General features: G+C 62.9%; 17 protein-coding genes. 4 read left to right on the forward strand and 13 right to left on the reverse strand.

The genetic code is table 11. The features are described from left to right. Nucleotides 1–125: 125 nt before the first annotated feature. Genes JQ567_RS12125 through JQ567_RS12140 form a run of 4 tightly spaced genes read right to left on the reverse strand, consistent with a single transcriptional unit; the run spans nt 126 to nt 2,606 of the window. Nucleotides 126–605 carry a DUF1178 family protein gene (locus JQ567_RS12125; protein ID WP_212439018.1) on the reverse strand — a complete coding sequence of 160 codons (480 nt, stop codon included), beginning with the start codon at nt 603–605 and terminating at the stop codon, nt 126–128. Further along, nucleotides 602–1,480: a carbon-nitrogen hydrolase family protein gene (locus JQ567_RS12130; protein WP_212439019.1), complete on the reverse strand. Its 879-nt coding sequence runs from the start codon at nt 1,478–1,480 to the stop codon at nt 602–604. Before JQ567_RS12130 ends, JQ567_RS12125 begins: the two co-directional genes overlap by 4 nt. Further along, nucleotides 1,477–1,752: a glutaredoxin 3 gene (grxC, locus tag JQ567_RS12135; protein ID WP_212439020.1), complete on the reverse strand. Its 276-nt coding sequence runs from the start codon at nt 1,750–1,752 to the stop codon at nt 1,477–1,479. The genes JQ567_RS12130 and grxC overlap by 4 nt, the downstream gene beginning before the upstream one ends. A gap of 44 nt (nt 1,753–1,796) precedes the next feature. Next, entirely contained in the window at nt 1,797–2,606 is an 810-nt protein-coding gene (locus JQ567_RS12140; protein WP_212439021.1) for a ComF family protein, read from the reverse strand. Between the two features lie 79 nt (nt 2,607–2,685). Between JQ567_RS12140 and JQ567_RS12145 the strand changes: the two genes are divergently transcribed. Continuing rightward, nucleotides 2,686–3,528, forward strand: a complete 843-nt coding sequence (locus tag JQ567_RS12145; protein WP_212439022.1) for a methyltransferase domain-containing protein — start codon at nt 2,686–2,688, stop codon at nt 3,526–3,528. 109 nt (nt 3,529–3,637) lie between these two features. Here the strand turns inward: JQ567_RS12145 and JQ567_RS12150 are convergent, their stop codons facing one another. The 3 genes from JQ567_RS12150 to JQ567_RS12160 form a co-directional block, all read right to left on the reverse strand. Beyond that, nucleotides 3,638–4,105 carry a carboxymuconolactone decarboxylase family protein gene (locus JQ567_RS12150; protein WP_212439023.1) on the reverse strand — a complete coding sequence of 156 codons (468 nt, stop codon included), beginning with the start codon at nt 4,103–4,105 and terminating at the stop codon, nt 3,638–3,640. A gap of 32 nt (nt 4,106–4,137) precedes the next feature. Then, a complete protein-coding gene (locus JQ567_RS12155) occupies nt 4,138–4,662 on the reverse strand; it encodes a YkgB family protein (protein ID WP_212439024.1) in 525 nt (174 codons plus the stop codon). Nucleotides 4,663–4,828: 166 nt separating this feature from the next. After that, nucleotides 4,829–5,650 carry an SDR family oxidoreductase gene (locus tag JQ567_RS12160; RefSeq protein ID WP_212439025.1) on the reverse strand — a complete coding sequence of 274 codons (822 nt, stop codon included), beginning with the start codon at nt 5,648–5,650 and terminating at the stop codon, nt 4,829–4,831. Nucleotides 5,651–5,774: 124 nt separating this feature from the next. Between JQ567_RS12160 and JQ567_RS12165 the strand changes: the two genes are divergently transcribed. After that, nucleotides 5,775–6,737, forward strand: coding sequence for a LysR family transcriptional regulator (locus tag JQ567_RS12165; RefSeq protein WP_212439026.1), 963 nt, complete (start codon nt 5,775–5,777; stop codon nt 6,735–6,737). Between the two features lie 198 nt (nt 6,738–6,935). Here JQ567_RS12165 and JQ567_RS12170 read toward each other — a convergent pair whose 3' ends face one another. From JQ567_RS12170 to mutT, 4 genes are all read right to left on the reverse strand, one after another. After that, the gene (locus JQ567_RS12170) at nt 6,936–8,231 is read right to left on the reverse strand and encodes a glycoside hydrolase family 130 protein (protein WP_212439027.1); all 1,296 of its coding nucleotides are present in this window, start codon (nt 8,229–8,231) and stop codon (nt 6,936–6,938) included. A 31-nt stretch (nt 8,232–8,262) separates the two neighbouring features. Then, on the reverse strand, nt 8,263–10,548 hold the full coding sequence (locus JQ567_RS12175) for a glycosyltransferase family 4 protein (protein ID WP_212439028.1): 2,286 nt from the start codon (nt 10,546–10,548) through the stop codon (nt 8,263–8,265). Then, nucleotides 10,545–11,480 carry a class I mannose-6-phosphate isomerase gene (locus JQ567_RS12180; RefSeq protein WP_212439029.1) on the reverse strand — a complete coding sequence of 312 codons (936 nt, stop codon included), beginning with the start codon at nt 11,478–11,480 and terminating at the stop codon, nt 10,545–10,547. Before JQ567_RS12180 ends, JQ567_RS12175 begins: the two co-directional genes overlap by 4 nt. A 1,829-nt stretch (nt 11,481–13,309) precedes the next feature. Beyond that, nucleotides 13,310–13,720 (reverse strand): 8-oxo-dGTP diphosphatase MutT, encoded by a 411-nt coding sequence (gene mutT / locus JQ567_RS12185; RefSeq protein WP_212439030.1) that lies wholly within the window; start codon nt 13,718–13,720, stop codon nt 13,310–13,312. A gap of 152 nt (nt 13,721–13,872) precedes the next feature. Here mutT and JQ567_RS12190 point away from each other — a divergent pair, with 152 nt between their 5' ends. Then, nucleotides 13,873–15,198 (forward strand): TadE/TadG family type IV pilus assembly protein, encoded by a 1,326-nt coding sequence (locus JQ567_RS12190; RefSeq protein ID WP_212439031.1) that lies wholly within the window; start codon nt 13,873–13,875, stop codon nt 15,196–15,198. A gap of 116 nt (nt 15,199–15,314) precedes the next feature. On the opposite strand, the gene argJ is transcribed toward JQ567_RS12190, so the two are convergent. After that, nucleotides 15,315–16,571 carry a bifunctional glutamate N-acetyltransferase/amino-acid acetyltransferase ArgJ gene (gene argJ, locus JQ567_RS12195; protein ID WP_212439032.1) on the reverse strand — a complete coding sequence of 419 codons (1,257 nt, stop codon included), beginning with the start codon at nt 16,569–16,571 and terminating at the stop codon, nt 15,315–15,317. A 188-nt stretch (nt 16,572–16,759) separates the two neighbouring features. After that, a complete protein-coding gene (locus JQ567_RS12200) occupies nt 16,760–17,674 on the reverse strand; it encodes a peptidylprolyl isomerase (RefSeq protein ID WP_212439033.1) in 915 nt (304 codons plus the stop codon). A 363-nt stretch (nt 17,675–18,037) separates the two neighbouring features. On the opposite strand from JQ567_RS12200, the gene secA reads away from it, so the two are divergent. After that, entirely contained in the window at nt 18,038–20,875 is a 2,838-nt protein-coding gene (secA, locus tag JQ567_RS12205; RefSeq protein WP_212439034.1) for a preprotein translocase subunit SecA, read from the forward strand. Nucleotides 20,876–20,980: the final 105 nt, after the last annotated feature.

Consider the following 20,980-nt stretch of genomic DNA (forward strand, 5'->3'; position numbering starts at 1 on the left):
CATCACCCACGCCGTCATTCCGGGGCGCGAGCAAAGCGAGCGAACCTCAGATGCGCAATTGCGCATCGGGGAATCTCGAGATTCCGGGTCTGGTCCTTCGGACCATCCCGGAATGACGCTTCGCATCAATTCCGATCGTCCGGCAGCACCGGCAGCGGCGAGACCTCGACGCCCTCGTCGATCAGGGCGCGGGCTTCGTCGGGCGACGCCTCGCCATAGATCGGGCGGTGCTCGATATCGCCGTAATGCATCTTGCGGGCTTCGCTCGGAAAGCGCTCGCCGACATTATCGGCGTTCTTTACGATGTGATCGCGCAATTCCTTGATCTTGGCACGCAGCTCGAGTTCCTGCGCCATCAACAGCGGCGTGGCCTCAGTTGCCGCACCTTCGGTGCTTGTGACTTCCGCAGCCGGCACGGCGCGCGCGTCCTCGCGGCCCTTTCTGCTGACGATCTGCGGGGCCATGATGGCGCGCTCGACCTTGACCGAGCCGCACGACGGACAGCTCACCAGCTTGCGCTTCTCCTGGCTCTCATAGGCCGACGAGCTCTGAAACCAGCTTTCGAAAGCATGGCCTCGTTCGCAGCGCAGGCTGTAGCGGATCATGCCGAGCCCCGGACCAGATGCAGATGTTCCGGGCCGGCCTTGGGATCAGCGATGCCAAAGCGACGTCCGTGCTGCAGCGACGGCACGGTTTTTCGTGCGGTCTCGACTTTGGAGGTGTCGATCTCGGCCAGGAACACGCCGGGCTCGACGCCGCCCTCGGCGAGGATCTCGCCCCAGGGCGCGATGATCAGCGAATGTCCATAGGTCTCGCGCTTGTTCTCATGCATGCCGCATTGCGCGGCGGCGAACACGAAGCAACCGGTTTCGATCGCGCGGGCACGCAGCAGGATATGCCAATGCGCTTCGCCGGTCTTCCGGGTGAAGGCGGACGGCACGGTGAGGAACGACGCGCCGCTTTCGGCGAGCGCACGGTAGAGCGCCGGAAAGCGCACGTCGTAGCAGATCGTGAGCCCGATCCGGCCCCACGGCAGGTCCGAGATCACGGCGGTTTCGCCCGGCTGGTAATTGGCGGATTCGCGATAGCTCTCGCCGCCCGGCAGGTCGATGTCGAACATATGAATCTTGTCGTAGCTGGCGAGCAGATTGCCGTCGGGCCCCATCAGGAACGAACGGTTGACCGCGCGCTCCGGCGAGAAGCGCAGCGCGAGCGAGCCGACATGCAGATGGATCTTCAGCTCCGCGGCCAGCGCGCGATAGGCTTTCAGCGACTTGTCGTCTTCCTCGCTTGCCAGATGCTCGAACAGCGCCTTGCGGTTCAGCTGCATCATGTTGCTAACTTCGGGGGTTTGCACATAATCAGCGCCCTGCGCCGCCGCTTCGCGGATCAGCTTCATGCCCTGCTCGAGGCTCGGCTCCGGCAGCAGGGAGGTGCGCATCTGCACCATCGCGGCGGTGAAGGTCGTGGCAGCGCTCATGACGAGGCCTTTTCTCCCGCCAGCAACACATCGAGCCTGCCCGCGCGGTCCAGCGCGTAAAGCTCGTCGCAGCCACCGACATGGGTTGCGCCGATGAAGATTTGCGGAAACGTCGAGCCGGCGCCGGCCCGATCGTACATCTGTTCGCGATAGGAAGGGTCGTTGGATACGCTGAGTTCGGTAAACGCGGCATTCTTGCGCGTCAGCAGCGATTTGGCCGCACTGCAGTAACCGCAGCCCGGGCGGGTGTAGATTTCAATGGCAGCGGTCATGGAGCGCTCTGGTTCGCAAGTTCCGGAAATGACAAGTCTTTGAATTATATGGGAGCCCGGTGGGTGTCCACAACCCGCGCGAATACCAGCACGTCGACCTGCGCGGCCTTGGCGCGCAATAAGGCACGGGCGCAGGCATCGGTCGTGGCGCCGGAGGTCAGGACGTCGTCGATCAGGACCACGCGGCGGCCCTGGATGTCAGCCGTGCGGTCGGCGGCGACCTTGAAGGCGCCCTGCACATTGCTGGCGCGCTGCGACCGCGACAGCCCGATCTGCTGTTCGGTCGCCCGGACCCGCCGGAGCGCCTCGGAGGTCAGTTTCACCCCGGTTTGGCGCGAAATCACCCGCGCCAGCGCGCCGGACTGGTTGTAGCGGCGGCTCCAGCCACGCCGCCAATGCAGGGGAACCGGGACCAGCACGTCGGCTTCCCCAAGCAATTCCTGGCCCGCGCGGGCCATCCAGCGGCCCATCGCGGGCGCCAGATCGGTGCGGTCCTGGTATTTCAGCGAATGAACCAGCGTGCGCGCGACATCATCGTAGCGCACGGCGGCGCGGGCGCGCTGGTAGGCCGGCGGATTGGCGATCGCCTCCATCGACAGCAAATCGGGCCCGGGATCGTAGACAAAGGGAATGCCGAGCCGCGGGCAGTAGGGCGGTTCGATGAACGACAATTTGGCCCAGCATTCGGCGCAGACGCCCTCGCCATCGACCGGCTCGCGGCAGGAAACACACAGCGTCGGCAGCGCGATGTCGAGCGCCAGCCTTGGAATATGCGCGAACACGCCGCGCGCCGCGTTCAGCACGCCGCGCAAATGGCTGGAGATGGAGCGTGCTGGTGATGCCTCGGCGTCCATGGGCAGAGGCTAGCGCCGCTGGACGCACTGCTCAAGCACCGGATTGCCAGAGATGGGGCGACCGGCGTAACCAACCGGCATGGCCTCGAACCCGACCGCTGCCCCCCTCCTGTTCGACCGCGCGCTGCTGCGCGCGCGGCAGGATCGTGCGCGGCGCCTTGGGCCAGCGACGTTCCTGCTCGATCGCGTCACCGAAGACCTCGAAGAGCGTTTGCAGGCGGTGACGCGGGATTTTTCCGATGCCGCCGAAATCTGGACGCCGGTCGAGCTGCTGCGGAAGCCAGTGGCCGATCGTTTCAAATCCATCACCCGGATCGATCCGGATGAAACGGAAACGTTGCGGCTAGCGTCGGAATCGCTTGATCTTGCGGTCTCCGCGCTCGCCTTTCAATTCGTCAATGATTTGCCCGGCGTGCTGGCGCAGATCAGGCGCGCGCTGCGGCCGGATGGATTGCTGCTGGCGGCGATGATCGGCGGCGATACGCTGACGGAACTCAGGCAATCGTTTGCGGCGGCGGAAGCGGAATGCGAGGGCGGGGTGTCGCCGCGCGTCGCGCCGTTTGCCGATCTGCGCGATGTCGGGGCGCTGCTGCAGCGCGCCGGCTTTGCGCTGCCGGTCACCGACGTCGATCGCGTCGTGGTGCGCTACGACAGCGCGTTGGCGCTGATGGCCGATCTGAGACGGATGGGCGCGACCAATATTCTGGTCGAGCGGCGGCGGATGCTCACCCGTCGCGCCACGCTGCTGCGGATGGCAGAGATTTACGGCGAGCGCTTTGCCGATTCGGACGGCCGCATCCGCGCCACCTTCGACGTGATCTGGCTGTCCGGTTGGGCGCCGCATGAGAGCCAGCCCAAACCGCTGCGGCCGGGCTCGGCGAAGGCGAGTCTGGAAGCTGCCGTGAAGCGGGCGCCGAAGTAGCCCGTGCTCTGCTCCACGTCTGCTGCCCCGTGGCTGCTAACCCAGGTGGGCAATCGGGCGACGCCAGCCTGGTTTTTCAGGGCCCTTGTCACGCCGCGCGAAGCCCGGACTATGCCGCCTTCAAACTTTCGATCGCGGCCTGCGGCGTGTTGCGAAAGCTGATGGCCATGCGGTTGTAGGCGTTCATCAGGCCGATCGCGATCGTGAGGTCGACGAGCTCCCGCTCCTCGAACACGGCGCGGGCGGCCTGATACGCCTCATCCGGCACCCCGGTATCGGCGACACGCGTCACCGTCTCGGCCCATGCCAGGGCGGCGCGTTCGCGCTCATCGAACAGGTTGCCGGCTTCCGCCCATGCCTGCAGCAGCGCGAGCTTCTCGATCTTCTGCCCCTTCTTGAGCAGGTCGCGCGTGTGCATGTCGAGGCAGTAGGCGCAGTTGTTGATCTGGGAAATCCGTAAGTAGACCAGGTCGACCAGCACCGGCGAAAGGCCGCTCTGCATGACGTAGCCGTAGACGCCGCCCAGCGCTTTCACGCCTGCCGGTGCAATCTGGTTGTAGTCTATTCGCTTGCTCATGTTCTTGCTCCTTGATGATCAGTTTTGCTTGTTCACTTGCGAACGATGGTTTTCAGCGAGTCGACGAACACCCAGAAGGAGGCGGCGAACAGGCCGACATCTTTCAGGAGGAACTGACCCGGCGCGACCGAGATCGCGGGGAAGCCGAGCTCCGGCACGACGACGCCGGGCGTCGAGATCATGAAGCTGAGGGTCGTGACGAAGAGTCCGGCCGAGAGAACGCCGCCGGCTGCGGAAAAGATCGGGCTCGCCAGTCTGAGGGCGATCAGCAGGCCGATGCTGAGTTCGACAAATCCGAGGAAGGTGGAGAAGCCGCGGACCGAAAGCAGCGCATAGAACCAGCCTACGAGCGGGCTGTTCTCCACCAGCGGCACCAGCCCGTTGGCCTCGTATTCGGTAAACTTCATCCCGCCGAACCAGGCGTAGATGACCGCGAGCGAGACGTAGAGGCCGGCGCGGCTGACCGGCTCGGCGTAGGCGAGCAGGCGTTCGGCGTGATCGCTCCACCGGACCAATGGGCTTAGTGCCGGGGTCGGAAGCTGAGTAACGTACGACATGGTGAACTCCGTTTTCAGGGTTATGGTTTCAATTCGATGTTCGGTTGGACTTGTTGCGCGTCGCCCAGAGCGTTTTCCAGCGAAGTGGATGCCGGTTCGCGTCAAGAAAACGCGTCAAATCAAGAATCTAGGGCCCCGTTCCGATTCAATCGGAACGGGAAAGGCTCTAGGCGCTGATGCGCTGGTGGTTGCGCAGGTTGTAGCGGGGGGCCGGGATGGCGCTCGAAATCTTGTCCGACATCGCGCGGCGCGCCGCCTCATAACGATCCCATTCCGCCTGGTTGGGCAGCGACGGGATGGTCACGGTCTCGCCAAGGTCGAGGCCCGCGAGGGCAGCGTCGACCAGGTCGTTGGCCGACATCACCATCTGCTGCGGCAAATGATGAACCGGCATGCCGGCGACGTCCCAGAATTCGGTGGCCGTGGCACCCGGCAGCACCGCTTGCACGCGGACGCCCTTGTCGGCGAGCTCGTGAACCAGCGAGTGGTTGAACGCGAGCACGAACGCTTTCGTGCCGCCATAGACACCGTTCAGCACCTCCGGCGCGATCGCGACGATCGATGAAATGTTGATGATCGTGCCGTTGCCGCGGGCAACAAATCCCGGCGCCGCCGTATAGGTCAGGCGCGTCAGCGCAGTGACGTTCAGGCTGATCATGTCGTCCATTTTGTCGACGTCGGAGGAGACCAGGGGCCCGGTGGCGCCCACGCCCGCATTGTTGACCAGCATGGAGATGCCGGCGTTGGTCCGCAGGATGTCCCCGACGCGGTGAAGATCCGCAGCGACGGTGAGATCGGCTTCGACCGTCTCGACCTTGCGGCCGGTGTCGCCCGCGATCCGGCGCGCCAGGGAGGCGAGCCGATCCTTGTTACGGGCGACCAGAATGAGGTCATGGCCGCGCTTCGCCAGCCGGTCGGCGTAGATTGCGCCGATGCCGGTTGATGCGCCGGTGATGAGGGCGATGCCCTTGGTTTGGATCGAGGTCATGTCGGTCTCCTGGAATTCGAGGTTGGGGTCAGTCCGTTGCTGTGCCGTCGTAACTAGACCCTTCCGAAACCGATGGGTATCTGGTAAAATTGGGATGTATCCTTCCACCAAATGGAAACATCCAATGGACCGCTTCGAAGCCATGTCGCTGGTGCTGGCGGTTGCCGAGGCCGGCAGTTTGTCGGCTGCGGCGCGTCGGCAGAAAACGCCGCTCGCAACGGTCAGCCGGAAAGTGTCCGAACTCGAAGCGCACCTGCAGACCAAGCTGTTCAACCGCTCGAGCCGTGCGCTCGTGCCGACGGATGCCGGCCGCTCCTACATCGCCGCAGCGAAACGGATTCTCGCCGACGTGGCGGAAGCCGAACGCGCCGCCTCCGGCGAATACACGACACCGCGCGGCGATCTGAGCGTATCGGCGCCGGTCGCCCTCGGCCGCATGTATCTACAACCGGTCCTGGCGGAGTTTCTGGCGACATTTCCGGAGGTCGACGTCCAGCTCTCCTTGCAGGATCGCGCGGCCAATCTGCTGGAGGAGCACGTCGATGTCGCGCTTCGCATCGGCGCCCTTACCCACGGCACCTTTGCCGACAGCAGTCTGATCGCAGTACGGATCGGAGAAATTCGGCGCGTGATGTGCGCGAGCCCCGCCTACCTGAAATCTCGCGGAACGCCCAAATCGCCCGAAGACCTGTCGAGGCACGACTGCATCAGCTATCCGCCGCTTCAATCGCCATCGTCGTGGAGGTTTAGCCGGGACAAGGCTGAATACGTCGTGCCCGTGCGGTCGCGGCTCGTCGTAAGCAACCTCGAGTCGGCCTGCGATGCCGCGCGTGCGGGCATTGGAGTGACCGTGGCGTTCTCCTACCACGTCGCCGAAGCGATCAAATCGGGAGAGCTCACGCCGTTGTTTCAGGATCTTCAGCCGCCACCGCAACCCGTTGGCTTTGTCTACTCGCCAAATCGCTTCATGCCGGTCAAATTGCGCGCATTCCTTGACTTCATGATACCGCGGCTCAGGGCGCGGCTCGGCGACCCGCCGAAACGCGCCGCGCCGCGAGGGCGAACGGGTTCGTCGCCATTGGAGTGAGGAGCGGTTCAATCTTCGTTGCCGCGAGCGCTTGGCCGATCCCGACGGCCGCATCCAGGCCACCCTCGATGTGATCGGGCGGTCCGGCTGGGCCGCATGAAACCCAGCCAAAACCGAGCTAGGCCCGGCGGAAGTCTCGAGGCAGCGGTAAAGCGGACGTCGAAGCAGGCTTCCCCTACGAAGAGCTTCTCCGCACCATCAGGACATTGCTTGCAGCAGGGCTGCGATCTTGATGGTCGCAAAGTTGGAGTAGGTGTCGGATATGGCGTAGGGCAAAATGATCTGGTCATTGTGGCGCATCGCGCCGCAGGTATAGACCACGTTGGGAACATAGCCTTCGCGTTCTGACTGTTCGGGATGCAGCAACGGCTCGACCGAACGCGCCAGCACCTTGGATGGGTCGTTCTTGTCGAGCAGGGCCGCGCCGATCGAATATTTCCGGACCGGCCCGACGCCGTGAGTGAGCAACAACCACCCTTCATCCAGCTCGATCGGTGACCCGCAGTTTCCGATCTGCACGAACTCCCAGGGAAATTGCGGCTTCAGGATCGCCTGACCGCCGTCCCACTGGTGCAAATCGTCCGAATAGATCAGATAAAGATTCTCGTTGTCCTGGCGCGCGATCATGGCGTACTTGCCGTCGATCTTGCGCGGGAATAGCGCCATGCCCTTGTTGTGGGCCGCGGTCCCCTGCAGCGGCGACATTCGAAATGACAGGAAGTCGCTGGTCTCGATCAACTCCGATCGTATCGCTCTGCCGGTATAGGCGGTGAAGGTAGCGTAGTAAGTCTTGTGGTCACCATCGCTGAATTCGACGAAGCGGGCGTCTTCGATGCCCTGGGATTGGGATGCGGTAACCGGAAATATCACGCGTTCGCTGATATCCTGTTCCTCCTTGAAGGTGATCTCAACCTCTTCGTCTGATGGTCCGGATACGCGACGTCCGACCCGGGGACTGGAGGCCAGCCGCGCGGTCGGATCGACGGCCAGGCTGCCGTCGGCGGCAATGGTGCCGGTGCGAAATGTCAGCGAAGACACGTGCCCTTCACCAACGGCCCGGAGACTGAGCACGAAGCGGAGGCCGCCTTTCGGCGCTCCAGACTGGTCGGGATGCGGTACGATGCTGGGATTGAACAGTGCAGAGGCCTCGAACGAGTATTCGCTCAGGAAATAAGCACCGATCAACTGGCGCTGGACGCTGGAAAAAGCGCCGTGAGCCGCCAGCGCCTGTTCCATCTCGTCGGCGCGGAACTCGAATTCCTGCAGCAGGTTGCGATGGCGGCCCTGGAAGTTCTCCAGTACGTCGGCCAACAGGCTGGCCGTGACTTGCGGATCGAGTGCGAGCACGCGCTCGACGATATGGTTGGCGCGTGTCTTGTCGGTCGGGTTGAGGTCGCGCGGTTCAGTCGTCGGCTTGAATGGGCGTACGATCACGCGTGCCGGGTCGGGGCGCAGATAGAGTGCTTGCCGATGCAGGAAAGTGGCTTGCAACAAGATGTCCTCGGTTCGTTGGGGGAAACTGGACTCAGGCGGCGCCGATGGCGCGAAGCGCCACGGGGGGTGTCACGCTGACATTGACGCGCGCAAGCTGACGAATATCGGCAAGACCGAGCAGATAGGACACGACCGACTCGCCGCCGCGGTTTTCGTTGGCGCGGTCGGGATGCAAGCCATCCCGGCAACTGCCGGTCTCGGGATCGACCAGCGCGATCGATAAATCGTTGCGGCCGAGAAACCAGGCGAAAACGTTGTTTGCGATCGCCTTCCATTCGGCGTCACCCTCCGCGCGCCAGGCGGTCAGGCAGGCGGCGATCGTCGCCGCTGCCTCCACCGGCTGCTGGTCGAACGCGCGCGGCGGTTGGCGCAGTTCGCCAAAGCCGGCGGTGCCGATGGGACGGAAATGTCCCGTCGAAGCCGTTTGTTGTGTCATCAGCCAACGCAGGGATCGCAATCCGGCAGCGAGATAAACGGGGTTTTGCGTGGCCATGCCTGTCAGCATCAAGGCTTGCGGCAGGCGCGCGTTGTCATACGCCATGCCTTCCTCGAACCAGGTCCAGTCCAGCGTCTCGACCGACGCGAGCCCCGCCATCAGCCTGTCGGCGAGAAAATGTCGGATTTCCCGGGCGTGCGCATCATCGCGAGCAACGGCGCAATAGCCGTCCAGACCCAGCAGGGTGAAAGCCAATGCGCGGGGCGAACTGAAGGCCTCGACAGCCGGCAATGCCTCGGCAAACAAGGCGGCGGCCCATCGGCGTCGCGACGGGCTTGCGTCCCGGCGCGCGCACTCACCCAGCGCCCATAATGTTCGCCCATGACTGTCTTCGGAGCCGCGATCTTCGAGCCAGGTTCGATTGAAGCCCATGAAATTGCGAAAGCGTTTGGTGTCCGGATTCCACGCATGCTGCACGAAGGCGGCAAAACGGGCCGTCAAAACTTCGGACAAGCGCGTTTCGCCGGGATTGTTGAGGGCGCACGCCAGCAGCAAGGCGCGGGCATTGTCGTCCACGCAATAGCCGTGGGCGCGATCGGGCACCGAATGCACCGCATGCTGGAACAGGCCGGTATCGTCGCACATGGAAAAAAAGTGATCCAACTGCATGTCCGACGCCGCAGGGCTGTGCGCGATCGCGACCGGCCCGGTACGCGCCACCACCTTGAGCCAGTCCCCATGGCGCGCATGTTCGAAAGTGGCCATGTAACTTTCGGCCGTACGCTCCCATGTCATCGATCGGCTGATCGAGTAGGCACGCTCGCGCATTGCCTGCCGACGAGGGGCATTGGTGAGCAATTGCGCAATTTCCTTGCCGATCGCGACCGCGTTGCCGAAGGGAACGATCACGCCACGGCCGTCATCCAGCAGCTCCAGCGCGTGCCAATACGGCGTCGACACCACCGGCTTGCCCAATCCGAAGCTGTAGGCCAGCGTCCCCGACGTCATCTGCGCTTCATTGAGATAGGGCGTGACGTAGACATCGCTCATCGAAATGAACTCCAGCAATGTCGCCTGATCGACGAACTGGTCGAGGAATACGACATGGTTCTCGACGCCAAGTTCGCGCACGCGCGTCATCAGGCTCTCGCGATAGGCTTCGCCCTGGTCGCGCACCAGATTGGGATGCGTCGCGCCGAGCACGACATAGACCGCGTCCGCGCGACGTTCCAGGATCAAGGGCATGGCGTCGATCATGACCTCGATGCCCTTGCTGGGGGAGAGCAGGCCGAACGTCAGAATGACGGAGCGGTCGCTGAATCCGAGTTTGGCCTTTGCCGCGTCGGGCTCGACAAACGGAAAGTCGGGAATGCCGTGCGCGATCACCTCGATCTTGGTGTCCGGTACGCGATAAACGCTGCGCAGCATCTCGCGGCCCTTGTTGGCCATCACAATGATCTTCGAAGAAGCATCGACGATGCGCTCCATGACCGCACGCTGGGCGGCGGTCGGCTTGGCCAGCACCGTGTGCAACGTGGTGATGACAGGCATGCTGAGGCGTGAAAGCAGCTCGAGGATGTGCCCGCCGGCTTCGCCACCGAAGATTCCGAATTCATGTTGCAGGCAGACGACGTCGAACCGGCCGGCATTCAGGAAGGCCGCGGCACGCACATAGTCTTCAATGGTGTCATCCTTGATCTGCAAGGCAACCGAAGCGGGATAGTCGTAGGCTTGTCCGTGGTCGTTCATTGCGACAATGCTGACCTCCAGATCCGGCCGTGAACTGGAAAGCGCGCGTTCCAGATCGGTCGTGAAGGTGGCGATACCGCAGCGGCGGGGCAGCGAATTGCCGATGACGGCGATGCGGCGAAGCGGCGTCATGTTCGCGCCTCCTTGGCGCCTTCAAACTGCGGAACAGCAGGAGCAGCCGGATTGGCAGCGTTGCCCGGTGTTTCACCAAGCCTTTGCAACAGGGAATCGATCGGACGGCTCGCCGGATACGCGATCAAGGCACTCAGTCCATCGCTGCCGGCCTCGATGCTGGTGCGGCCGCCGGCAACGAAGATGGCCTCCCCGATCGACGCCGCGGCCAATCCAATGGCGGCGTGACCGCCTAGAACAAGAAGCCAGGTCTCTGGTTCGGCAAGCAGCGCCCAGCTTGAACCCTTGGGCAGCTCAACGCGCTCGAGAACGAAATGCCGGCTGGCGACGAGGACCGTTCGGTCCGCGGAAAGGCGCGTCGGATTGCAGGGCGTTCGAAGCGGCCATGGGTGAGCGACCGCGATCCCGTCGTCTTCGTGCAATTCGCGCTGCCGGCCATAGTCGAACAGGCGGAATGTCGCGTCACTGTGCTGCTGAATTTCGGCCAGCACAATACCGGCGCCGATGGCGTGGATAGTGCCGGCCGGGATGTAGATGACGTCGTCTTTCGCAACCGGTCGCCAGTGCATCAGTTCGGCGATCGACCCGTCCCGGATGGACGCACGCAATTGCTGTGGCGTTATTTGGTGCTTTAATCCAGCGCCGATCTGCGCGTCGGGCTGGGCCGAAAGGATATACCACGCTTCGCTCTTGCCGTTCGGCATCCCCATCGCGCGCGCGTAGGTGTCGTCCGGATGTACCTGGATCGACAAGGGTTCGCTGGTGAACAGGAGCTTGAGGAGCAAGGCCGGGGTGGGCGCGTGCTTGTCGGCCCGCTCGAACCACAGTTCGCCGATGGCGTCACCAGACCCGTCAATATTGCTCCAGGGGTGCAGATCACGGGCCCCCCAGGGCTTGTGGACGATCCGCACGGCGGCATGTTCGGTAGGCATAGGATGTCCTGACCCATGACGCGCACGTCAGGGCGACGTGCCGTCGGCCGCGATCGTCGTTAGGATTTGGCGTGGCTAAGGCGTCGCGTACCCGCACGGGTGCTTAAAGCGGATCGGACGCCGAGTGTTCCTTAGGTGGCTACTCCACCACGCGATTACAACCGGCCACGGCCTGTTTACGCTTCTCAACCAGCGGCGGTCGCCATTTTGCGTCCCCAGGAAGCCCAGCATCGATTGCCGAAAGACGCTGCCAATGCGTCTAACAAGGGAACCGGGACCATTATGGTTGGTCGAGTGTCGATGGGGCGCCAGACTTTGGTCCCCAGGAGGGACGAGGCCCGGTCCATGCCGGGAGCGAATCCCATTCGGCCCATCGCATGCGGCGCTCCTCATTTCCGACCCTGACAAAAACGAAAGCAGCGTCATCGCTGCCCGTTTTTGATCCGGCGAACATGGCCGGCACGCCATACGCGTTCCTGACAGTTGCTTTGTTGGCCATTGCGACCTTCCGATGGGTTTTGTTCTGCGATCTTGCGTAGATGAATCAACTTTGAAAAATGACCGCGGCGGTGATCAGAATGACGAAAAAATCGGCAGCAGCACCGGAGGCGCCAGCCACTCACGGAAGTCGGATGTTGGGGGATTTGACAATGGACCGCCTGCTTGGTTGAGGCGGGAGCGCAACGCTCTCAGTCATCGATAACTGCCAGGGGCGCGCGATGATATTCCACATATACTCTCATTTGCCCAAATAGCGAGACGGCAACCGGCTTATTTCAGCATTTGTTTGGACAACACCTGCGGCACTGCCGGATATTCGTTAACTGCCTGTGCTTACAGTTTCTGCACATGGTCACGATTTGTGTCTCATGAACGGATTGGCGGGATACGTGCAGCAGATCGAAACCAATGACCCTACCGAGGCCCGACGCAGCCGCTACGCCCAATATCGGGGACAAGTGGCCACGCTGACCTTTGGCTCTGCGACCGTGAGGGGCATGGTCCGATCGGTCAAGGAAGACAGTTCCAGTATTCCCGTTCGATGGCTGGTTACCGTCGTTTCGCCATAGCGGCGACCAATCGCAAATTGATCAAATGATGCCGCGCCGCCGTTGGTGAGATATGAACTCGCGGATTGGGTGCCGCTATCCGGTCTGTCGAACAAAGCCCCGGCTGCCCGACGGGCAAATCACTTCTGGTTTTAAGAATTCGTGTCAAGTCCAAAATTTCTGAAAATCAAAAATATTTCGCTTTCCTTCGACCCCAAATCACCTGCACATCAATAGCCATCCCGTCCCACTCAGAGGGGCGTTGGCCATCGTCACAACGAGGGGCGGGTCGCGGTGGACGCAACAGTTGCGACTGACGAGCGCGGCTGAAGCGTACGGTAAAGTCGTGTGGTCCCGACGCCCCGATGCTGGCGTCAAGTTGCGCAAGGGCTCACGCCCTGCGCGGCGACGGTGACAACGAGCTCGGCCCGACCGGGGAGAGCACGATATAAGCCGTAAAGCCATTGCGCAGGGAAGGCCGGATGCTCTCCGCTGGACCTGTATGCTCGTGTGCGCATTCTTATGCACAATTGCACACGAGACCGCGGGTGCAGCGCGCACCCGGTCTTCCCTGCGCCCTCTCATTGGAGAGGGTGAGGAATTCCTGGCAAAGCTCGGGCGCAATGCGTCGCGAGATCGCTAACGCATATTCAGTTGTCGTCACCCGCGAAGGCGGGTGACCCAGTATTCCAGAGACCGCAATGGTTGAATCGAGAAGCCGCGGCGTACTGGGTCCCCCGCTTTCGCGGAGGACGACAACTGTGGGTAACCGCGCTCACCTCACAACAGCAAATCCAGCAGATGCGGGATCAGCGGAATGTCCGCGGGGGGCATCGGGTAGTCGCGCAGTTTGCCCGCGCGCACCCAGGCCAGTTGCTGGCCCTCGCGTGCGATCACCTGGCCTTCCCAGCGCCGGCAGATGTAGAGCGGCATCAGGAGATGGAAGGTCTCGTAGGCGTGGCTGGCAAAGGTCAGCGGCGCCAGGCATGGCTCGCTGACATCGATGCCGATCTCTTCATGCAGTTCGCGGATCAGCGTCTGCTCGGGCCTTTCGCCGGGCTCGACCTTGCCGCCGGGAAATTCCCACAAGCCTGCGAGCGCTTTGCCTTCCGGACGCTGCGCCAGCAGTACCCGTTTGTCGGCGTCGATCAGCGCGCAGGCGACCACGAGGGTTAGTTTGATGTCGGCCATGAGGGGCTGTTTGCAAGATTTTTGGGCAGGCGTGGAAGATTTCATTAACGAGCCAACCTCATGTCGCCAAACGATTTGTTCGCGGCTCGGGAACCCAAACTTAATCTGATGTTGGCAGGGTGCGTCCAGTTTCGGCCCAGAACAGGCATCCTATGCGCGCTTTCACTTCTCTGCTCAACCGCTTTCGTCGCGACCGCTCCGGCAATATCGCCGTGATCTTTGCCATCGCGTCGCTGCCCATCATATCGGCGGTCGGATGTGCCGTCGACTATTCGCGGGCCACCCAGCTGCGCAGCAAATTGCAGGCGGCGATCGACGCGGCCAGCGTGGGCTCGGTCGCCAAGAGCGCGCCCGGCTTCATCGCCGCGGGATCGATGACCTCGGATGGGCCGATCCCGGCCGGCGTCACCGATGCCACCAACATCTTCAACGCCAACATGAACGGCGTGGTCGGCTACACACTCACCAGCATGACGCCGGTCATGACCAAGGCCGGGAACATCATCACCTCGAAGGTTCAGTTCTCCGCCACGGTCCCGATGATGTTTCTCGGCGTGATGGGCAAGACCAGTGTCACCGTGACCGGCGCGTCGACCGCCACCACCAGCATGCCGCTCTATATCGATTTCTATCTACTGATGGACAATTCGCCGTCGATGGGCGTCGGCGCGACGCCGGCCGATGTCAGCAAGATGGTCAACAATACGTCGGACAAGTGTGCGTTTGCCTGTCACGATCTCAATAACAACAACAACTACTACAAGCTGGCAAAAACCCTCGGCGTGACCACGCGGATTGACGTGCTGCGCAGCGCGACCGAGCAGCTGATGGACACCGCGGCTGCGACCCAGACCTATTCGAGCCAGTTCCGGATGGCGATCTACGATTTTGGCGCATCTGCGGGCTCGGCCGGGCTGCGCGCGCTGTTTTCGCTGTCGTCGAGCCTGTCGAGCGCCAAGAGCGCGGCCGGCAACATCGACCTGATGACCGTCAAAGGCCAGAACCAGAACAACGACCAGGATACCCAGTTCACCAGCATCATGCCCGCGATCAACGGCGTGATCGCCGCGCCCGGCGCCGGCACGTCCTCGGCGCCGCTGAAGTATCTGTTTTTCGTGTCTGATGGCGTCGCCGACGAGTACAATCCGGGAGGATGCATCAAGCCGACCACAAGCGGCGGACGCTGCCAGTCGCCGCTCAACGCGGCGCTCTGCACGGCGATCAAGGCTCGCGGCATCAAGATCGCCGTCCTCTACACCACCTATCTCGCGCTGCCGACCAACGCCTGGTACAACACGTGGATCGCGCCGTTCAATACCGGGCCCTACGGGCCGTCGCCGAACAGCCAGATCGCGCAGAACATGCAAAGCTGCGCCTCGACCGGATTGTATTTCGAGGTCAGCCCGACCCAGGGCATTGCGGAAGCGATGAACGCGCTGTTCAAGAAGGCCATCGCCGACGCGCGGATCAGCGGCTAACACCACCACCGTCATTCCGGGGCGATGCGAAGCATCGAACCTCAGATGCGCAACTGCGCATCGGGGAATCTCGAGATTCCGGGTTCAGTCCTGCGGACTGCCCCGGAATGACTATCTCACGACCGGTAATCGCCGTTGATCGCGACGTATTCCTTGGTGAGGTCGCAGGTCAGCACGCGGTCGCGGCCCTTGCCGAGGCCGAGGGAGACCTTGATCTGAATCTTCGGGCTTTTCATCGCCTCGGAAACCTCCGCCTCGTTGTAGGACGGATCGCGCGCGCCGCTTTTGGCGACGCGGATGCCGTTGAACGAGATCGACAGCTTGTCGCGGTTGGCGGGCTCACCGGCCTTGCCGACCGCCATCACCACGCGGCCCCAATTGGCGTCCTCGCCGGCGATCGCGGTCTTCACCAGCGGCGAATTCGCAATCGACATCGCGATCCGGCGCGCCGAAATGCTGGTGGTGGCGCCCTCGACGATGACCTCGACCAGTTTTCGCGCGCCTTCGCCGTCGCGGGCCACTTGCTCGGCAAGATCGGCGAGCACCGCGCGGAACGCCTTGGTGAAGGCTTTCAGCCTCGGATCGCTGGCGCGGGTGATCTTCGGCGCGCCGTCGGCGGCGGCCGTTCCGGTGGCGAACGCCAGCAGCGTGTCCGATGTCGAGGTGTCGCTGTCGATGGTGAGGGCGTTGAAGGTATCCTGGACGCCGCTCTTGAGCAGCGATTGCAGCACGGAAGACGACAGCGGCGCGTCGGTAAACACGAAGGACAGCATGGTCGCCATGTCAGGCGCGATCATGCCGGCGCCCTTGGCCATGCCGTTGATGGTGACCTTGGCCTTGCCGAGTTTCACGGTCGCGGTCGCGACCTTTGGAAAGGTGTCGGTGGTCATGATCGCCCGGGCCGCGCCCATCCAGTCCGCAGGCGTAGCGCTGTCGGCCAGCGTGCCCAGCACGCCGTCGAACTTGGTGGCGTCAAGCGGCTCGCCGATCACGCCGGTGGAGGCGAGAAATACCTCATTTGGTTTGCATCCGACCGCCTTGGCGGCAATCGACGCCGTCAAGGTCGTGGCCTGCCGCCCGGTCTTGCCGGTGAAGGCATTGGCATTGCCGGAATTCACCACCAGCGCGCGCGCAAGTCCTTTGGAAGAACCCGCGCCCTTGAGTTGAGCGCGGCACCATTCCACCGGGGCGCTTGGGCATTTCGATTGGGTGAAGACGCCGGCCGCATTCGTCCCCTTGTCCATGATCGCGAGCAGCACGTCGGTACGTCCCTTGTAGCGGATGCCGGCGGCAGCCGTGGCAAGCCTCACGCCCGCGATAACGGGCATGTCGGGGACTTCGGTCGGGGCGAGGGGGGAAACGGCTGATGACATGGGGGCGCCTTATCGACAGGAAGACTGGAAGCGATGTGGCCGGATCCAGCAGCGCGAGGCGCTTAAGGATTCGCGGCCATCCACGTCTTCAGCATCCGTTGATGAAGGCCCTAAGACATGGATGCCCGGCACACCTGAGTGGGCCGGGCATGATGCCTAAATACTGAAGTCGGGCGGCGAAGTCGATTTTATTTCTTCGCCGGCGCCATCTTGGAGGCGTCGGGCTTGGCAGCCTCGGCAGGCTTCGCCGCCGGCTCGGCCGGCTTGTCCATGCGCTCGACCTTGGCGGCCTCGCGCAGCTTGGCCACGTAATCGGCCTGCGCCTTGCGCGTCACATAGGTTTCGATCTGGGGCTTGACCTGCTCGAAGTCGGGCGCCTTGCGGTTGCGCTTTTCCTCGACCTTGATGATGTGCCAGCCGAACTGCGATTTGACAGGATCGGAAATCTTGCCCGGCTCGAGCACGAACGCCACCGCCGAGAATTCCGGCACCATCTGCTCCTTGGTGAAGAAGCCGAGGTCGCCGCCGTCGGAGGCACCGGGGTCCTTGGACTTTTTCTTGGCGAGATCAGCGAAATCGGCGCCCTTTTTCAGCTCTTCGGCGACCGCCTTGGCCTCGTCCTCGGTCTCGACCAGGATGTGCCGGGCGTGGACTTCGGCTTCACCGGTGATCTGCTTGGAGGCCTCCTCATAGACCTTCTTCATGGCCTCGTCGGTGGTTGCCGCCTTGCCTTCGGTGGCCAGAAGGCTGTCCATCAAAAGACGGCTGCGCGTGAACGCCATGCGCCGCTTGAAGTCCTCGGAATTCTCGACCTTTTTGTCCTCGGCGGCCTTGGCGACGATCTTGAGGTCGATCAGGAAGGCCAGCACGTTGTCCTTCTTGGTCGCCGGGTCCATCTGGGCGAGGCTGGGGCCAAGTTCCTCTTCGGCCAGCGCGACGTCGCTCTGACGGATTTCCACGCCGTTAACCTTCGCCAGAACGGGGTTGTCCTGGGCGCGGGCCGGCAGGCCGGCGGCCAGAACCGCAGCCAGGCAGGTCGTCAGGGCCAGGGAGGCCAAGCCGAAGCGCAGGCCGGTTTTCGTTTCCGGGAACGGGGAGGTCATGCAAAATCCTTGTCTTGAAGATGGGAATGCCAAAGGCGGCGGGACACTCGCCCAATCATGGCACCTTGGCAACGCGAAAAGTCTGTCAAAATGATGAATTCCTTGACATCTTGGCGACGTTGACAAGGCTGTGGCCCAGCCATATCTCTGCCGGAACCAATCGATGGCGATAGCGCTTATTTTACTGGGCTTTTTGCCGTTGAACCTTAGCTTGCCTGAATCCCACTCACTTGGCGGATGACCCCCGGATCGGGGCGTTTGCCGCGACGCGTCACGGTGAGTTGATAGGCAACTTGGTGGACCACGTCACGGCCGCAACGCAAGACACGGCTTAGCAAGACACGGCATAGACAGGAACTCGGCATGATCGGCGCGCTCGCCCGCAAGTTTTTCGGCTCCGCAAATGACCGGCGGGTGAAGGGATACCAGTCCCGCGTCAACGCCATCAACGCGCTCGAGCCCACGCTCGCGGCGCTGTCGGACGAGGCGCTGAAGGCCCGAACCGCCGAATTCCGCGAGCAGCTCGCCAACGGCAAGACGCTCGACGACCTCCTGGTTCCGGCCTTCGCCACCGTGCGCGAGGCGGCCAAGCGCACCCTCGGCCAGCGCCATTTCGACGTCCAGCTGATCGGCGGCATGGTGCTGCACGAGGGCGACATCGCCGAGATGAAGACCGGCGAAGGCAAGACGCTGGTCGCGACGCTTGCGGTCTATCTCAACGCGCTCGCGGCTAAGGGCGTCCACGTCGTCACCGTCAACGACTACCTCGCCCGCCGCGACTCCGAATGGATGGGGCAGATCTATAATTTCCTCGGACTGAGCGTCGGCGTGATCGTCCACGGCCTCGACGATGCCGAGCGCAAGGAAGCCTATGCGCGCGACATCACCTACGGCACCAACAACGAATATGGTTTCGACTATCTGCGCGACAACATGAAGTACCGCCTGGAGGACATGGTCCAGCGCAGCCACTTCTACGCCATCGTCGACGAAGTCGACTCGATCCTGATCGACGAGGCGCGTACGCCCTTGATCATCTCCGGCCCGCTCGACGACCGCTCGGAGTTCTACAACACCATCGACACCTTCCTGCCCAAGCTCGACAAGACCGATTACGATGTCGACGAGAAGCAGCGCACGGTGACGCTGACCGAAGCCGGCATGGAGAAGATCGAAACCCTGCTGCGCGATGCCGGCCAGCTCAAGGGCGAGTCGCTCTACGACGTCGAGAACGTCTCGGTGGTCCACCACATCAATCAGGCGCTGCGCGCCCATTCGCTGTTCAACCGCGACAAGGACTACATCGTCCGCGACGGCGAGGTCATCATCATCGACGAATTCACCGGCCGCATGATGCAGGGCCGGCGCTACTCCGAAGGCCTGCACCAGGCGCTGGAAGCCAAGGAGCATGTCCAGGTCCAGCCGGAAAACCAGACGCTGGCCTCGATCACCTTCCAGAACTATTTCCGGATGTACGCCAAGCTTGCCGGCATGACCGGCACCGCGCTGACCGAAGCCGACGAATTGTTCGACATCTACAAGCTCGAGGTCGTCGAAATCCCGACCAACGTGCCGGTGGCGCGGCTCGACGAGGACGACGAGGTCTACCGCACCCAGACCGAGAAATACGCCGCGATCCTGGCCGAGATCGAACGCGCCAATGCGCGGCTGCAGCCGGTGCTGGTCGGCACCGCCTCGATCGAGAAGTCGGAAGTGCTGGCCGAATACCTGAAGAGCCATGGCTACAAGCAGATCGATTTCGGTTCGGAATCCGGCATGGAGAAGCTCTATGCCGCGGCGCGCGCGGGCAAGCCTGCGAAGCTGTTCGCGGTGCTGAACGCGCGCTTCCACGAACAGGAAGCCTATATCGTCGCGGAAGCCGGCGTCCCCGGCGCGATCACGATCGCGACCAACATGGCCGGCCGCGGTACCGACATCAAGCTCGGCGGTTCGCTCGAGATGCGGATCCTGCAGGAGACCGCCCATATCACCGACGAGGCCGAGAAGGCCGCCAAGATCGAACTCATCAAGGCCGACATCGAGCGTTTCCGCGAGATCGTGCTGAAGGCCGAAGACGTCGTCGAAATCGAACCCGCCAAGGGTTCGAAGCCGGCCAAGACCATCACCAAGCCCGGCGGGCTCTACATCATGGGTTCGGAACGCCATGAATCGCGGCGCATCGACAACCAGCTGCGCGGCCGCTCCGGCCGTCAGGGCGACCCCGGACGCTCGAAATTCTTCCTGTCGCTGGAAGACGATCTGATGCGGATCTTCGGGTCCGACCGGCTCGATACCATGCTGACGCGGCTCGGCCTCAAAGAGGGCGAGGCGATCATCCATCCCTGGATCAACAAGGCGCTGGAGAAGGCGCAGCAGAAGGTCGAGGCGCGCAACTTCGACATCCGCAAGAATTTGCTCAAATTCGACAACGTCCAGAACGACCAGCGCAAGGTGATCTTCGACCAGCGCGTCGACCTGATGAAAGACGACAGCGTCGCCGAGACCGTCACCGACATGCGCCACGCCTTCGTCGAGGACGTCGTGACCAAGCACGTGCCCGAGCATGCCTATGCCGAGCAGTGGGACGTCACCGGCCTCAAGGACGAGTTGACGCGCGTGCTCGACGTCGACCTGCCGGTCGATGAATGGGCCAAGGAAGAGGGCATCGCCGACGAGGAATTGCTGGCGCGCATCGAGAAGCATGTCGACGAGCGCATGGCGGCCAAGGTCGCGCAATGGGGCCCCGACGTGATGCGCTACGTCGAAAAGACCATTCTGCTGCAGACGCTGGATCATCTCTGGCGCGAGCATCTGGTGATGCTCGACCATCTGCGCCAGGTGATCGGCCTGCGCGGCTACGGCCAGCGCGATCCGCTGCAGGAGTACAAGTCGGAAGCCTTCAGCCTGTTCGAGGCAATGATCGCGCATCTGCGCGAGGCGGTGACGGCGCAGTTGATGCGCGTCGAAATCGTTCCGCCGGAAGAACAGCAGCCGGCGTTGCCGGTGATGGAAGCGCACAAGCTCAATCCGGATACCGGCGAAGACGAGATGGCGTTCGCCCATGCCTCGCTGGTGCCCGAGGTCAGCGCCGCCGACCGCGATCCCAAGAATCCCGCCACCTGGGGCAAGGTCGGCCGCAACGAGGATTGTCCCTGCGGAAGCGGCAAGAAGTTCAAGCACTGCCACGGCAAATACGGCTGAGCTGCTCAGCGTAACCGTCCGCGAAGGCGGTATCGTAGGGTGGGCAAAAGGCGCGTAAGCGCCGTGCCCACCATCGTCTCTCCCGATAAGTTCAGGTTGAATGGT

The organism is Bradyrhizobium sp. AUGA SZCCT0431 (genome assembly GCF_018131065.1).
In the GTDB taxonomy this organism is placed as follows: Bacteria; Pseudomonadota; Alphaproteobacteria; order Rhizobiales; family Xanthobacteraceae; genus Bradyrhizobium.